This window comes from Ignavibacteriota bacterium, from assembly GCA_013285405.1.
GTDB lineage: Bacteria > Bacteroidota > Ignavibacteria > Ignavibacteriales > Ignavibacteriaceae > IGN2.
In genome coordinates, this window is the sequence record CP053446.1 from 2,195,629 (window position 1) to 2,212,008 (window position 16,380).

Below are 16,380 nucleotides of genomic sequence, written 5' to 3' on the forward strand. Positions count from 1 at the left end.
AGTATATGACTAATCCAAATCCAGTTGTCTCCGCTATAATCTCAACTTATAATTCCGAGAAATTTATTGAAGGTAGAATTGTCGATCTACTCGAACAAACTATAGCTGATAGAATAGAAATAATAATTGTAAATAGTGGTTCCGCAGAAAATGAGGGAAAAATAATTCAGCCTTATTTAAGAAACTACACTAATGTTCACTATTTAAGAACTGAACAACGGGAGTCTATTTACAAAGCCTGGAATAGGGGAATTAAGGTTGCGAATGGTAAATACATTACGAATGCTAACACAGATGACAGACTTAAGAAAGATGCCTTAGAAATTTTAGCTTCACATCTGGAAAAAAATCCCAAAGTTGCAATCGTGTCCGCTGATCAGAAATATTCGTATACATCAAACGAGAAATTTGATGAGATAAAAAGAAACAAAATTCGAAGGTGGAATGATTTTTCTATTACAAGATTGTTAGAAGCAAGTTTAACAGGACCGCAACCTATGTGGAGAGCTTCACTTCATTTAGAGGATGAAATATGGTTTGATGAAAATTTGGAAGTCGCAGGCGATTATGATTTTGCTTGTAAAGTTGCACTTAAGTATAAGCTTTATCACATACCGAAAGTTTTAGGTTCCTATTACCTTTCAACAAGCAGGGAGAACAAGGAATATAAAGAACAGAAAAAGGGAATTACAGAATCATATCATATCCGAAATAAATATTGCGAGCAATATATTCGCTATTTAAGCTTTCAAGAATTAGAAATTAAAATTCATTATTATAATAAATGGAGTCAGGCAGGAAAATTACTCTTCTACTTTTGGAAATTATTGTTCAAAATCATATCTCCAGCACGAAGACTGGAAACAAGAGAGTTCGTTACATTTTTTGCAGTTAAATTGAATAGCCATTTAGGGTTGAACAAAAATGCAATGGCTCTGTGCGACAATTATTTAAGTAAATATTCCTCATTTGATATATCGAGTTTAAGGTATTCACTAACTAGTGAATTAATGTATAAGGTTTCAGTAAGTGTAATAATACCTACCTTCGACCGTCCAAATTTTTTGGATGATGCACTTGAAAGTCTGACAAATCAATCCTTTAAAGATTTTGAAGTAATTGTTATAAATAATGGCGAGGTGAAAATATCAGATTTAATTGAAAGATTCTCTGGAAGAATTAGTATTAGGCTTTATGACTCAGAGATTAAAGGGAATGTTTCTCACGCTAAAAACATTGGATTAAAAGCCGCTTCCGGTAAATATGTAGCTTATTTAGATGACGATGATTGGTATCATCCTGAGCATTTACAAACTCTGTACGATTTTCTGGAAAATTCTGAGATTATGTTTGCGTACACTGATGCCCTTGTTGAGTTACAGGATAAAAAAGATAATACTTATTTTACAACGAAGAAGTTCGTGGAGTATTCTAAAGATTTTAATAGAAATTTGTTATTAATTAAGGATTATATTTTTACACCTTGTGTTATGCATCATCGTAGATGTTTTGAAGTCGTAGGTTACTTTGACGAAAAGCTTAGTACTGATGAAGATATGGATATGTGGATAAGGATGAGTCGCATTTATGATTTCAAACACATTAAAAAAGTTACTTGTTCAGTAAGAAGAACTTCTGATACCGGCTCCTTAACTAAAGATTGGAGTAAGATGTATCAGAATGCAAAATATTTGAATGAGAAGCATTCAAATTATGGTAAGTTTAATCCGATAGTTTGTCTAGGTAGAAAATATTATCTGGAACTTAGAAAAAGCAGAGCAAAAAGATCCCAATATGGAACTGTCAGTAATTATTATTAACTATAACAGTAAACAAGTACTTTTCAACTGTCTAAACTCTTTAGTGCAAAGTACTAGTTCAACTTCAACTGAAATGTTTGTAATTGATAATGCCTCTTCTGATAGTATAAAAGGTATAGAACCAGAATTCCCCACCATTAAATTTATTTATAATGAAAAAAATATTGGTTTCGCTGCTGCAAACAACATAGGTATAAAAAGATCTAAAGGAAAATATATCCTACTCTTGAATCCCGATACAAGAGTAAATGAAAATTCATTTCAACCGATGATTGATTATCTAGAGAACCACGACGATGTTGCAATAGTTGGTTGTAAAATTTTTAATACAAATGGAGAAATAGAGAGATCAACTCATTCTTTCCCATCTTTGCTTAAAGAGTTTGTTCATGCAAATGAGTTTATAAAAAATATGATTGGTTATGAAAGTAAGACTGCGGCTTTGTTGAAGAAATTTTTAAAGTCAAAATCATTGGAGAGTTATTGGGATCATAACAGTAGCAGGGAAGTTGATCATGTAACAGGGGCTTGTATGATGGTGAAGAAAGAAGCAATTGATAAAATCGGTATTTTAGATGAAGCTTTTTTTCTTTACAACGAAGAAGTAGAATGGAGTTACAGATTTAAACAAGCAGGTTACAAATCTGTTTTTCTACCGACTTCTAATATCATTCATCTGTTTGGACATTCAACCGGACAGCGTGTGCAAAAACAAGCGGTAAATAATCTTTTAGTAGAACGGTACAGAGGAATGTTCTATTTCTTTCAAAAGCATTATGGAGTTATCAATTTATTTTTATTACGAATATTAGTATTCGAAGGATTCACTCTTCGAATATTATTCTCTTTTATAAGCTCATTTTTTATCTCAAACGAGAGAAATCGATTAAAAAAGATTGAAAGAGCCAGCATGCGGAAGATTTTATCTCTTATCTTTAAAACGGATTTTGATTGGAGAAAGAATTCGTAACAATTGCAGTCAAGATATGAGGACTTTAATTTCAGTGTTTTGGTTTTAGCATATTTACATTATTTTCGACCCTTAAATGCAAAAATTTCAACTATTCAATTGGAGTACTAGTTAATGAATATTGCCTTCATAAATCCCCCGTTTTTCCCAAAGTATTCAAGGGGATCGAGAAGTCCAGCTGTCACCAAAAGCGGAACAGTTTACTATCCTATTTGGTTAGCACTTGCAGCAGGAGTTGCAGAAAAAAATGGTCATCAAATCACACTAATTGATGCACCTGCGGAAGCTATTTCAGTTGAAGAAACGATGAACAGGTTAGCCAACTTTAATCCTCGAATTGCTGTAATTGAAACAAGCACTGGAAGCATCAGCAGTGATATAAAGTTTGCTGAAGAAGTAAAAAAGAAATTTGATAACGTATTAGTCTGTTTGGTTGGAAACCACGTAACTGCCGTTGATAAAGACACCCTAAAAAGTTCAAATTTGATAGATGCAATTGCCAGAAATGAATACGAAGCCACCATCGTCGAATTAGCAGAACGACTTGAAAAGAAAGAATCACTGGAAAATGTTCTCTCACTTACTTGGAGAAATGGAATTGAAATTGTTGCGAACGGTCATCGCCCTGCTTTAACGCAGGAAGATCTTGATGCTATGCCATTTGCAAGTGAAATTTTTAAAAGATTTTGTAATTCTAGAGATTATTTTTTTGCAGCTGGCCGTTTCCCGCAAATGATGGTTTATACTGGCAGAGGTTGTCCATATCTGTGTACCTGGTGTGTTTATCCTCAAAATTTTTATGGACATACATATAGACATCGTTCTCCACAAAGCATTGCTGCTGAGTTTAAGTACATTGAAGAAAATTTTCCTGAAGTTGTGGAAGTAACAATTGAAGATGATACTTATACAGTATTTAAAAAACATACTATTGAAATTTGTAAGCTTCTTATTGAACAAAATAACAAACTAACTTGGACTTGCAATGTAAGAGCTGATCTGGACGAAGAAACAATGCACTGGATGAAAAAGGCAGGATGTCGTTTAGTCATCGTTGGATTTGAAAGTGGCTCGAATGAAATCTTAAAGTTGATGAAAAAAGGTGTGCGAGTTGAACAGTTTACAGCGGCTGAAAATGCTCGTAAAGCTGGATTGCTAATCCACGCCTGCTATATGATGGGAAATAGAGGCGAAACTTTACAAACGATGAACGAAACTCTTACTTTAGCAAAGAGACTTAATACTGATACTGCGCAATTCTTTCCGCTGATGTTGTATCCCGGAACCGAAGCTTACGACTGGGCAAAAAAGGAAGGACTGATAACAGCAAAAACCTGGGATGACTGGCTTACTCCTGAAGGTCTGCACAATACGGTTGTCGGTACGCATGATCTTTCAGCTCAAGAGATTGTCGACTTTTGTAATTATGCAAGAAGAGAATATTACTTAAGGGCTGCATATTTCTCTATGAAAGCAAAGAACATTATCAGACATCCATCAGAACTTAAAAGAACATTAAAAGCTTTTCTCACTTTTTACAAGCACCTTTTTAGTAAAGAGTCCAAAGCTAACACAGATAAGTTCAAGACTCGATTATCACACGACAAAGATGTAACAACTGAAATAAATGGGGAAAAAGGTTTGAATAATGTTGTTAAAAAATCTTCTGAGGCAACAGTAATTCAGAAAGAAACAGTAGTATAGATTACTATAAATATTTATTCTGATTCTATTAAGTAAGTCTTTGATTAATCATAATAGAACTATATGACTTTCTTCTCTCTTTTCGTTTAAAAATGCGATGCCAATCAAAATACAAAATTGATTTATATATTTAGCCTTACTATTTATAATATTTATTGATACAAGTGGAACTTTACATTGCAGCTATTTTCTGGTTTGCTGTCTTACTCCTTCTTCATGCATATCTGATTTATCCTTTTTCGCTTAGGATATTCAAACTTTTTAAATCCAGACCATTTACTGCGGATCAAGACTATTTCCCATCGATTTCAATTTTAATTGCAGCATACAATGAAGAAAAGGTTATTGCTGAAAGGATTGAGAATATCAAGAACCTCAACTTTGATTTTGGCAAGCTGGAATTGATCATAGGATCAGATTGTTCTTCAGATCGAACAAGTGAGATAGTACAGAGTAAGAGCAAAGACTATAACTGGTTGAAATGTGTAAATTTTGAGCAGCGAAGAGGAAAAGCTACCGTGCTAAATGATCTGTTTAAAACAGCTAAGAATGATATACTTGTTTTTAGTGACGCCAATACTAAGTTTAACAAAGATGCGCTTGTTAAGTTAGTATCTGAATTTGATGATCAAAAAGTGGGTGGTGTGTGCGGCCGTTTGGTTTTGGAAGAGCCCGCAGATGATTTCGATAAAACCAACCGGGAAAGATTGTATTGGCAGTATGAAACGCAGCTAAAAAAACTTGAAGGTAATCTGGGTACGCTCATCGCAGCAAACGGTGGTATTTATGCGATAAGGAAAAAACTGTTCACTAAATTTCCGGTTCAAGTTGCTATAACTGATGATTTGTTTCAGACATTAGCTGTACTTCAACAGGGTTTTCAGTTTTTATACAAATATGATGCTATAGCAGTTGAGGAGGTATCGAAAGAAATTATAACCGAATTCAGAAGAAAAGTCCGGTTCGCAACGACAAATTTTCAAACTCTGAAATTTTTCGGGGGTCTTCTCATCCCTAAAAAGATACTTTTATCGTATGCTTTTTTTTCACACAAAGTGATACGCTGGTTCGTACCTCTGCTTCTGATATTATTGCTGATTACAAATGCATTGTTAATCGATCATCAATATTTTTATAAAATCATTTTCTATTTTCAAATCGGATTTTATGTATCCGCTCTAGTGGGATTTATTCTTAATAAATTGAAAATTAATATTTCAATATTTAGTATCATCTACTATTATGTATTCACTAACCTGGCATTGCTTATTGGACTATATAAATTTCTGATGAGGAAGCAGGTATATATTTGGAACTCAACCCCAAGATAGAATATGATAAAATCCCTATTTAATTCCATCTGCAACCATTTAACCTAACCCATGCAGCCAACTACAAAAGTCTCGAGTAATGTTTCTGCAATATTTTTTGGCAGGGGCGCGGAAATGCTCATCACTCTTGTTTCGGTTACACTCATTGCACGTAATCTCGGTGTCGAGCAGTATGGTTTGTTCTCTTCTATTGTTGCTTTGACTGTACTGGTTTCTAAATTTATTGATATTGGTTTTGGTCCGATTGTCTTCAGAGAGTCGTCAAAGAAAGATTCAAGCTACGATCTGCTTAACACAGCATTTAGTCTGCGGATAATTTTGTTGTTTGGTTTGTTTCTTGTCTTCAACACTTTTTCTTTGATAACAAATCTGAACCAGAAGGAACTGATCCTTTCCAACATCCTTTTTCTGAACATTATATTTTCATCAAAATACATGAACTTCCGTGAACTTCTGGAAGTTTTGTTCAAGGTTAATCTGAATATGTTCAGCGTTATGCTGTTTAATACGATTGATAGTATCGTGTTGCTCATTCTTGTTTTTTTGATGTCTTATACAGGAGGAGGACTTGAATATTTGGTTATAGCTTATGTTGCCGCAAATATTCCCGGATTTTTACTTCTGATTATCTATCTTCATAAAAAGTATAAGTATAAATTTAATTTTTCTTTTAAAGAGGGAATCTGGTTAATCAAAGAATCTATTCCTCTATTTGGAACAGTTGTCCTGACCACAGCATTTCAACAGCTTGATGTTTTACTATTACGAAGTATGGATTCTGAGTATTCGGTTGGATTGTATTCTGCGGCGCTCCGGCTTACGGTTCCGCTTGGAATAATTCCTCAGGCATTAATTACTACAATCTTCCCTTTGATTGTTCGGGGAAGGGAAACCGGAAGTGCAAGCACAATGCCGGCGACAAGACTCGTTTACAAAATTTTATTTCTTTTTTCATTCTCGATTTCGTTTATAATAACCTTCAAAGCTGAACACATTATCAAACTTATTTTCGGCGGTGAATATTCAGATGCCTATCTGCCGATGACCATTTTATTCTGGTCGATATTATTTACCTATTTCAATACTTTTACTTTAAATCTTCTTACAGTTTATAACAAACAGAAATATAATTTTTTTGGTACTTTATTAATAGTTTTATTTCAGGTCGCATCAGTTATAATCCTTACTCCACTTTATTCGTACAGCGGTGTTGCTGTGGCAAGAGTCGCCGCTGGTGCTGCAGGTACAATTTTTTTCATATTTATTTTAAAAGGAATTGGTATCCAGTTTAATTTCTTTTCGATGAGAGTTGCCAAATGGCTGATCCCGTTTATTACAGGTTCTGTTCTTCTGTCTTTTCTTCCTTTCTTTGTTTATTTACCCATGGCTGTTTTACTTACGATTACACTCACAATAAAATTAAAATATTTTTCAGATGAAGAAGTAAATCTTCTTCTCCGAGCAATTAATTATGAGTCATGGAAGAGCAAATTCAAAAGTTAGGGATTGACGTTTCGATAATTATAGTTAATTATAAATCAACAGAATTATTGAGAAACTGTCTTAATTCGATTTATACTTTTACAAAAGATATTTCATTTGAAATTATAGTAGTGGATAATGAATCAATTCCAGGTGAACTTGAAGACGTCACGAAGAAATTCGCCGGGATAAAACTCGTTAAGAATGAACTGAATAAGGGATTCGGAGCGGCAAATAATCAGGGAACGGAACTGGCTGAAGGAAAATATTTATTGTTTCTTAATAATGATACAATTCTTCAGGAGAATTCAATTAAGAAAGTTTTTGATTATGCTGATTCAATCTCAGGTGAGAATATTATAGGTTGCAGACTTCTTAATGAGGATAGATCGATTCAAAAATCTGTTTTTGATTTTCCGACTTTAGCTAATGTATTTACATCAAACTTTTTTCTTTATTTACTGTTTCCTAAATCAAAATACTTCAACAAATATCATCTGATGAATAGCGAGATAAATTCAATTACAGAAGTTGATGTAGTTACAGGTGCATTTCTTTTCACTCCAAAGCAAATCTTCAAAAAGCTTGGTGGATTTGATGAGAGATTTTTTTTCTATATGGATGAAACGGATTTATGCTATCGTTATAAGCAGATGAATGAGAATGTAGTTTACTTTCCTGAAACTTCGCTTATTCATTTGAAAGGGAAATCAGCCGGAGGAGAATCCTGGTTCAAAAATAAATATCAATCAATCTCCACCATTAAATTTTTTCAGAAGCATTTTAAAGGAATGAAATTTTTCTTCGCGATAATTTTTCATTATGCAGGTCTGATTATCCGCATTCCGGTTTTTCTGATCGGTGGAATCTTAATGATGAAAAGAGATTTAGTGAAAAGAAGTTTGTACTATACCCGATTATTTTTTATTTATCCGGCTAATGAGTTTAAAAGCTGAACAATTTAATCATGCTAATCGACAAAAATATATTGATGATTTCGCAGGCACTTTTTCCTCCTGATATCAGGTTAGAAAAAGAAATTAAAAGCCTTAATGAAGCCGGATATAAAATTCTTGTGGTTTGCAATCAGTATGACAAAACACAAAACCCCGCTTTTAAATATTGCGAAATCAAAAGAGTTAACGCACTGTTTAAATCCATAAAACTCAACCGCATAATTAATTTTCCGATCTTTTTTAATCCAAGATATCTGGTTAAAGTTTTTATTTGTATAGTAAGATTTAAACCAGGATTTATTCATGCTCACGATTTACCAATGGTTCCAATTGCTTTGTTGTTCGGAAAGTTGTTCAGACTTCCGGTAATTTTTGACATGCATGAAAACTATCCTGAAGCTTTGAAAGCTTTTGGTAAAACCGGTTTGATAAATTTAATATTTAAGAATTACAAAGCAGCCAGACTTCTTGAAAAGTTTTGTATTAAATATTCAGATGCAATTATTACAGTAGTTGAGGAAAATACAGAGAGACTGTTGAAGCAAGATGTTAATCCGGAAAAAATTTATCTTGTTTCAAACACTGTTGATCTTGATACTTTTGCTATGGAACCGATCGATGAAAAAATCATTGCGAAGTATAATAATTTTATTGTTTTGCTTTATGCCGGCTACGTTACACCTGAAAGAGGTTTGGATGTTGTTGTAAAAGGTATGAGCCGTTTGAAAGAGAAATTTACTAATGTGAAACTCCTGATCATCGGTAATGGAATTACTGTTCCAGTATTAAAAAAAAATTCTGATGAACTGTCACTAAAAAATGTAATCGAGTTCATAGACTGGCCCGGTCACGATAAACTCGCTTCATATTTCAAGGTAACGAAAATATTTATAAGCCCACAGCCTGAATGTGAATTTTGGAATACCACTATTCCGCACAAACTGTTTGAATATATGTCCAAATCAAAACCGGTTTTAGCCGCTGATTCAAAAGCCATTAAACGAATCGTCGATGAAAGTAAGTGCGGATTAACTTATAAAACAGGTGATTCTGAAAATTTTGCTGCTGCGGCAACTGAAATTTTATCTTCAGATAATCTTTTCGGTCAAAATGGATTAAAAGCCGTAAAAGAAAAATATAATTGGAAAACGGATTCAAAGGTATTAATTAGTCTCTATGCGAAAAAATTTTCAGGTTGAGGTAATGAAAATCGTAATTTTTTCTGTTTTAGAATTCATATTTTTGAAGTTCAATTACAGCAGTAGAAATAACACTAAATCTGCATGTCAACAAACATTGGTACTGTGTCGTCCAACTAAATAATTATGATAGAAACATCCTCCAGGAAATACAGTTTCTCGATTGTGATACCTTGTTACAATGAACGGGATAATATCGGAAATTGTTTGGACTCAATTATAAATCAAAACTACGATCATGATTTAATTGATATAGTTATCGTTGATGGACATTCATCTGACGGAACGATTGACAAAGTAAAAAGTTATCAGGAAAAATTTCCTAAGATTACACTACTGGATAATCCTGTAAGAAAAACACCTACCTCATTGAACATTGGAATAAAAGAATCAAAGGGTGAAATAATTGTTATACTTGGAGCGCATGCATCCCTCGATCCGGATTTCATCTATTATAATAATAAGTATCTAACTGAAAGAAATTTGAAAGTTACCGGTGGCACACAAATAAATCTTGGATTCAATCTCACTCAAAAAGCAATTGGGTGGGCAATGGAAAATCCGTTTGGAATGGGAAGCGCGCCTTATCGTTGGAGCAGGAAAGAACAGTTTGTAGATACTGTTGTTTACGCGGCATACAGAAGAGAATTATTTGATGAAATAGGATATTTTGAAGAAAACTTTTCTATAGCGGAGGATGCCGAATTAAACTGGCGTATAAGAAAAGCCGGACACAAAATATTTTTTTCACCTGATATTAAAAGTTATTATCACCCGAGAAAAACTGTTAAAAAGTTTATACAACAAATGTTCAGATACGGAATATTAAGAGTGCACATGTTCAAGAAACATAAATCGGCTGCAAAAATAACTCATCTGATCCCACCAGCTTTTGTATTTACACTTATTATACTTTCGATATTGACGATGCTTTCAATTTTATCGCCTTTGTTCCTGATTATTGTTCTTGGATTTTATTTTTTTGTAAACCTGCTGAGTGTTTCAATCAAATCAACAAAAGAAAATTTTAAATTTATTCCATTAATATCCAGTTTGATATTCGCATTACATTTTTCATGGGGATTGGGTTTTTTAGTTGGATTACTTCTGCCCAGATCAAAAAGGTGGTAAAATAATTCACATTTAATAATAAAAAGTATTTTGAAAACCAGAACACAGAAAATATTAATCTTACTATCCGATTTTGTTTTTATAAACATAGCTTGGTTCGTTTACTATTACATCAGGATTGAAACCGGCTGGTTCAAAGTATTGATAATGCCGGAAATGTACATCACAATGCTTGTTATGTACTTCTACTGGCTGATTATCTTTACTTTTTTCGGTATGTATCGTACGTGGTTTGCTGCTTCCCGCTTCGATGAAATTTCAACTTTATTTAAAACGACATTCATTGGTATTTTCATTTTATTCTTCCCGATATTCATAAGTGATTACTTAGAAGGCACAGAATCGAGCTACCGGATTCTGATATTCATTTATTGGAGTTTTCTTTTTGTATTCGTCTTAATCGGAAGATTAGCGATCAGAAGTTTCCAGCGAGCATTGCTTATCAAAGGTATCGGCAGAAGAACTGCGGTGATTGTCGGTTTCAATTCAAGAGGGCAGGAAGTTCACGACCAGATTCTTCAACATCCTGCTTTAGGTCTTGATGTTGGTGCTTACGTTGCTGTTCATTCTGAAAATGTTGGAAAGATTTATAAAGATGTTAAAGTTGTTGATAATTATGAAAATCTGTTAAACATAGTTGAAATGACTCACGCAGCGGAAATAATTATTGCACTTGAAAAAGAAAATCACGATCTGCTGGTTGAAATCATATCAAGAGTTGAGAACAGAGAAATTGGATTAAAGATTGTACCTGATCTTTATGAAATATTGAGCGGTCAGGCTAGAACATCGCAGCTTTATGGAATTCCTTTGATCGACATCATGCCCGAGCTGATGCCTGAATGGGAGAAAAAATTAAAGAGAATTTCTGATGTTATTATTTCATTGCTGGTTCTTTTAATAACATTACCTCTAAATTTTCTTGTTGCTGTGGCGATAAAATTGGACAGCAGAGGTCGCGTACTTTTTAAACAAGATAGAATTGGAATGAATGGTAAGGAATTTAAAATTTATAAATTCCGTTCGATGCACAAGGACGCTGAAAAAAATACCGGACCGGTTTGGTCAAGCAAGGATGATCCTCGTGTAACACGAATTGGAAAAATTATCAGGAAACTCAGGATTGATGAAATACCACAATTCTTCAACGTCTTAAAAGGTGAAATGAGCCTGGTTGGTCCCAGACCCGAAAGACCTTACTTCGTTGAAATGCTTGCCGAACAATTGCCGTATTACAAACGTAGATTAAAAGTAAGACCAGGAATAACGGGCTGGGCACAGGTAAAACATAAATACGATGAAAGTATTGAAGATGTAAAAGTTAAATTGCGTTACGATCTTTTTTATATTGAAAATATGTCAATAAGAATGGATCTTAAGATCCTTGCCAGAACAGTTCTGGTGGTAATATTCGGTAAAGGACATTACAGTTGAGGGTTTTATTTAAGAAATTTGTCCGCTGCAGTAAGGTTTGTGTCAGTTAATTATTAAATTCAGGTATGAAAACATTAATTATCATCCCAACATATAACGAGCTGGAAAATTTACCCAGATTGTTGCCTGTTGTTCTTTCAAAGGATAGCACGATTAATATCCTCATTGTTGATGATAATTCACCCGATGGTACAGCTTCGTTCGTTGAAGGTGAAATGAAGAAAGATAATCGTATTCATATTATTAAACGACCATCAAAGCAAGGACTTGGGACAGCATATATTGCCGGATTTAAATTTGCACTTCAAAATCAATTCGATCTCATTTTCGAAATGGATGCTGATTTCTCACATGATCCGAATGAAATACCAAAATTTCTGGAAGAGATAAAAAAATCAGACGTTGTTCTTGGCAGCCGCTACATAACCGGCGTGAATGTAATCAACTGGCCAATGAGAAGATTATTACTTAGTTGGTTTGCGAATTTTTATACAAGAGTAATTACCGGAATGTCAGTTCACGATGCAACAGGCGGATTCAAATGTTTCAGGAAGGAAGTACTTCAAGCAATTGATCTCGATAAAGTAACATCTAACGGTTATGCATTTCAGATTGAAATGACTTTCAAAGCATGGAAAAAAGGTTTCCGGATAAAAGAAATACCAATCATTTTTATGGATCGTGTAAAAGGAAAATCAAAAATGTCAAAGAAAATTGTTCGTGAAGCTGTTACAATGGTATGGAAATTAAGATTAAAAAGTATTTTTGGAATGCTTAAATAGGGTTTCAATTGGACCTTTCCGTTATCATAGTTAATTACAATGTAAAAGAATTCCTGCAGAATCTCCTTCATTCAATTGAAAAAGCATCTGCAAATCTTTCCAAAGAAATTATTGTTGTTGATAATGCATCCGATGATGGGAGTGTTGAAGTCATCAGGGAAAAATTTCCTTATGTCAATCTCATCGAAAATAAAATTAACGTTGGTTTTGGAAAAGCTAATAATCAGGGACTTGCCATTGCAAAAGGGAAGTACATTCTTTTTATCAATCCTGATTGTATTGTTAGCGAAGACACTCTCGACAAAATGATCTCATTCTTTGGAGGACACTCTGATTGCGCATTAGCAGGCTGTAAAATTCTCAATTCAGATGGAACTCTTCAGTTAGCCTGCAGAAGAAGTTTCCCCGGACCCTGGACTTCATTCACAAAAGTTACAGGACTCAGCAACCTTTTTCCCAAAAGCAGAATATTTGCCCGTTACAATCTTACATATCTTGATGAAAATAAAACTTACGAAGTTGATGCTGTCTCCGGTTCATTTATGATGATGAGAAAAACTGTATATGATAATGTGGGCGGATTTGACGAACAGTTTTTTATGTACGGTGAAGATCTGGATTTATGTTACCGCATTCAGAAAGCCGGGCACAAAGTTTTCTACGTTCATTCAACACAGGTGATACATTACAAAGGTGAAAGTACCAAACGCAGCAACCTCGACGAGACAAAATTATTTTACGATGCAATGCATCTCTTCGTAAAGAAACATCTTTCCAGCTTTCCGCTTGTTGAAATAATTCTTCGATCGGCAATTGGTTTTAGAAAACTATTTGCATTTATAGGCAAAAGAAAGTTGTCACTCTACTCCGCAATCGCCGATGTACTTTTGTTTAACATCTCACTTTTTGCTGCTGAAAAATTTTACAAGAATATTACCGAGTGGGTTGGGTTTGACCCGGGAGCTTACTGGATTGTTTATACCATTCCAGTCTTCATTCACGTTTTGGTAGCGTTTCTTTCAGGAGTTTACAAAAAAGATGAAGTATCGGTACTGCGAAATATTGGTGCAATGTTCATCAGTTTTTTAATCATTACATCAGCAACATTTTTTTTCAAACAATATGCATTCAGCAGAGCTGTTGTTCTCATCACGTTTATTTTTCTTCTTTTAGGAACTACACTTTATCGTATCTTTCTTAAATTATTTTTTAAAGTGGGAATTAAGATTGATGGCACTTTGAACAGGAGAACAGTTATTATTGGCACCGATGATGAAGCGATAAAACTCGCACAAAAAATAAAATCTCAAAAATCTGAATTTCATAGTTTTATCGGATTAATCGGAAAAACTCATTCCGTTATCGGGCTGGAGGTTGCCGGATTCAAGGTTGTAGGAAGCATAGGAAACATCAAAAATGTTTTTTCGGGAAACAAAATAAATGAAGTAATTTTTTCTTCGGAAGAAATATCGTATTCGGATATGATGTCGATTGTTTCTGCGAGTAAAGACCATAATGTAGATTTCAAAATAGTTGGTTCAGATATGAACTTTGTAGTTGGTAAAGGTTCAGTTTCGATGCTCGACGATATTCCACTGGTTGAAGTCAACTACAATATTTCCAACCCTACTGTAAGAACATTAAAAATAATATTTGATTATGCGATTTCTATTCCGGTATTATTTACTCTTTACCCGGTGATAATCCTAATTTCAAAACTCACCGGTAAAAAAACAGAATTCAGAAAATTTATACTTTCAATCCCTTCTGTTATTTCAGGAAAATGTAGTTTAGTAGGTCCAAAAAAACCTGTCTTGCTTGAAAGTAATAATTTGGGGAAAACAGGTTTAACAGGTTTATGGTATATTGATGAAGGAACATTTACAGATTCTGAAAAACTCGACTTTTATTATGTAAAGAACCAGAATATCTGGCTTGATCTTGAGATACTCGGAAAAACACTGAATAAAATGCTGAGTAAAGGAGATTAAAATATGGGCAAAACAATATTAGATTTTGAAAAACCGGTTTATGAACTTGAGCAGAAGCTCGAGGAAATGAAAAAATCATCCGACAGGCTTGGAATTGAAAAAGAAATTGCGCGCATTGAAATAAAAGTTTCTCAGCTTAAAGAAGAACTTTATAAAGATTTGTCCCGCTGGCAGCGGGTTCAACTGGCGCGTCATCCCGACAGACCATACTCCCTCGATTATATAAATTTAATGACAACAAATTTTATTGAACTTCATGGTGACAGGCATTACGGCGATGATAAAGCAATCGTTGGTGGGTTTGCTCAGCTTGATGATTACAAAGTTATGATTCTTGGTCACCAGAAGGGAAGAGATACCAAGTCAAATGTTTACAGAAATTTTGGAATGGCAAATCCGGAAGGTTACAGAAAAGCTCTTCGTTTGATGAAACTTGCCGAGAAATTTGATAAACCCGTTATTACTATGCTTGATACTCCCGGTGCTTATCCCGGTCTTGAAGCTGAAGAACGTGGGCAGGCGGAAGCGATCGCAAGAAATTTATTTGAGATGAGCAGATTACGGGTTCCGGTAATTGTTTGTATAATTGGTGAAGGTGCAAGCGGTGGTGCGTTGGGAATTGGAGTCGGCGATAGAATTCTGATGTTTGAAAATTGCTGGTACTCTGTTATCAGTCCTGAATCCTGTTCAAGTATTTTGTGGAGAAGCTGGGATTATAAAGAGCAAGCTGCTGAAGCATTAAAACTCACTGCAACTGATCTGCTCGAGCAAGGAATTATTGATCGCATTATTCCCGAACCATTAGGTGGTGCGCATAAAAATCATCAGAAAGCTGCTGACAATTTGAAAAAAGCGCTGCTTGAGGAATTATCGGAGCTTGTGAAAATTAAAAAAGATAAGCTTGTGCAAAATAGAATTGACAAGTTTGGAAGTATGGGTCCTTATACTGAATAATTTTATAGTTCTAATTATATCATTCCTGCTCGTCAGGAATTTTAAATCATAAATAGCACAAACAGATTCTGAACTTATCAGTTCGTAACTAAAATTGCAGAATTTGTAGCTTTGGTTATAAAATTTTAATCCCGATATCTTCGGGATTTTTTAATTTGCTAATGCGAAAAAGAAAGATTTATTAAATGCTAATTCATAAAACTACTTTACGGGTTCGATACGCGGATACAGATCAAATGCAATATGCATATAACGGAAAATATTTTGAATACTTTGAAGTCGGACGAACCGAAATGATGCGTGAACACGGATTGACTTATAAAAAAATTGAAGAGAGTGGTTTTCACATGCCGGTGTATGAAGCATTCCTCCAATTTAAAAACCCGGCTTTTTATGATGAACAACTTGAAATAGAAACACGTGTTGAAAAAATACCGCAGGCTAAAGTGCATATCGATCATACAATCCGAAGTCTTGATAGAAATATCATTATTGCCGAAGGTTACATCGAGCTTGCATTTATAAAATCGGGTACAAAAAAAATTACAAGAGCGCCTGAATTTTTTACAAGCGCTATTGAAAAATTTTTTCGGAATAAATAATAAATTGATTTTAAAAAAATAACC

General features: G+C 34.2%; 13 protein-coding genes. All 13 read left to right on the forward strand.

Annotated elements, in window-relative coordinates:
- The first annotated feature begins 5 nt into the window (after positions 1-5).
- The 13 genes from HND39_09515 to HND39_09575 all read left to right on the forward strand — a co-directional run bounded on the left by HND39_09515 (position 6) and on the right by HND39_09575 (position 16,356).
- On the forward strand, positions 6-1,820 hold the full coding sequence (locus HND39_09515) for a glycosyltransferase (protein QKJ96501.1): 1,815 nt from the start codon (positions 6-8) through the stop codon (positions 1,818-1,820).
- Positions 1,795-2,790 (forward strand): glycosyltransferase family 2 protein, encoded by a 996-nt coding sequence (locus HND39_09520; protein ID QKJ96502.1) that lies wholly within the window; start codon positions 1,795-1,797, stop codon positions 2,788-2,790. The genes HND39_09515 and HND39_09520 overlap by 26 nt, the downstream gene beginning before the upstream one ends.
- Before the next feature lie 114 nt (positions 2,791-2,904).
- Complete coding sequence (locus HND39_09525) at positions 2,905-4,494, forward strand: radical SAM protein (GenBank protein QKJ96503.1); 1,590 nt, start codon at positions 2,905-2,907, stop codon at positions 4,492-4,494.
- Between the two features lie 164 nt (positions 4,495-4,658).
- Positions 4,659-5,825 (forward strand): glycosyltransferase family 2 protein, encoded by a 1,167-nt coding sequence (locus HND39_09530; GenBank protein QKJ96504.1) that lies wholly within the window; start codon positions 4,659-4,661, stop codon positions 5,823-5,825.
- Between the two features lie 51 nt (positions 5,826-5,876).
- Positions 5,877-7,328, forward strand: coding sequence for a flippase (locus HND39_09535; GenBank protein ID QKJ96505.1), 1,452 nt, complete (start codon positions 5,877-5,879; stop codon positions 7,326-7,328).
- Positions 7,304-8,263: a glycosyltransferase family 2 protein gene (locus HND39_09540; protein ID QKJ96506.1), complete on the forward strand. Its 960-nt coding sequence runs from the start codon at positions 7,304-7,306 to the stop codon at positions 8,261-8,263. The genes HND39_09535 and HND39_09540 overlap by 25 nt, the downstream gene beginning before the upstream one ends.
- Before the next feature lie 35 nt (positions 8,264-8,298).
- A complete protein-coding gene (locus HND39_09545; protein QKJ96507.1) occupies positions 8,299-9,462 on the forward strand; it encodes a glycosyltransferase family 4 protein in 1,164 nt (387 codons plus the stop codon).
- Between the two features lie 126 nt (positions 9,463-9,588).
- Positions 9,589-10,593 carry a glycosyltransferase family 2 protein gene (locus HND39_09550; protein ID QKJ96508.1) on the forward strand — a complete coding sequence of 335 codons (1,005 nt, stop codon included), beginning with the start codon at positions 9,589-9,591 and terminating at the stop codon, positions 10,591-10,593.
- Positions 10,594-10,623: 30 nt separating this feature from the next.
- Entirely contained in the window at positions 10,624-12,027 is a 1,404-nt protein-coding gene (locus HND39_09555; GenBank protein QKJ96509.1) for a sugar transferase, read from the forward strand.
- Between the two features lie 65 nt (positions 12,028-12,092).
- Entirely contained in the window at positions 12,093-12,809 is a 717-nt protein-coding gene (locus HND39_09560; protein ID QKJ96510.1) for a polyprenol monophosphomannose synthase, read from the forward strand.
- 8 nt (positions 12,810-12,817) lie between these two features.
- Positions 12,818-14,800, forward strand: a complete 1,983-nt coding sequence (locus HND39_09565) for a glycosyltransferase (GenBank protein QKJ96511.1) — start codon at positions 12,818-12,820, stop codon at positions 14,798-14,800.
- A 3-nt stretch (positions 14,801-14,803) separates the two neighbouring features.
- A complete protein-coding gene (locus tag HND39_09570) occupies positions 14,804-15,754 on the forward strand; it encodes an acetyl-CoA carboxylase carboxyltransferase subunit alpha (GenBank protein ID QKJ96512.1) in 951 nt (316 codons plus the stop codon).
- 185 nt (positions 15,755-15,939) lie between these two features.
- Positions 15,940-16,356 carry an acyl-CoA thioesterase gene (locus HND39_09575; GenBank protein QKJ96513.1) on the forward strand — a complete coding sequence of 139 codons (417 nt, stop codon included), beginning with the start codon at positions 15,940-15,942 and terminating at the stop codon, positions 16,354-16,356.
- Positions 16,357-16,380: the final 24 nt, after the last annotated feature.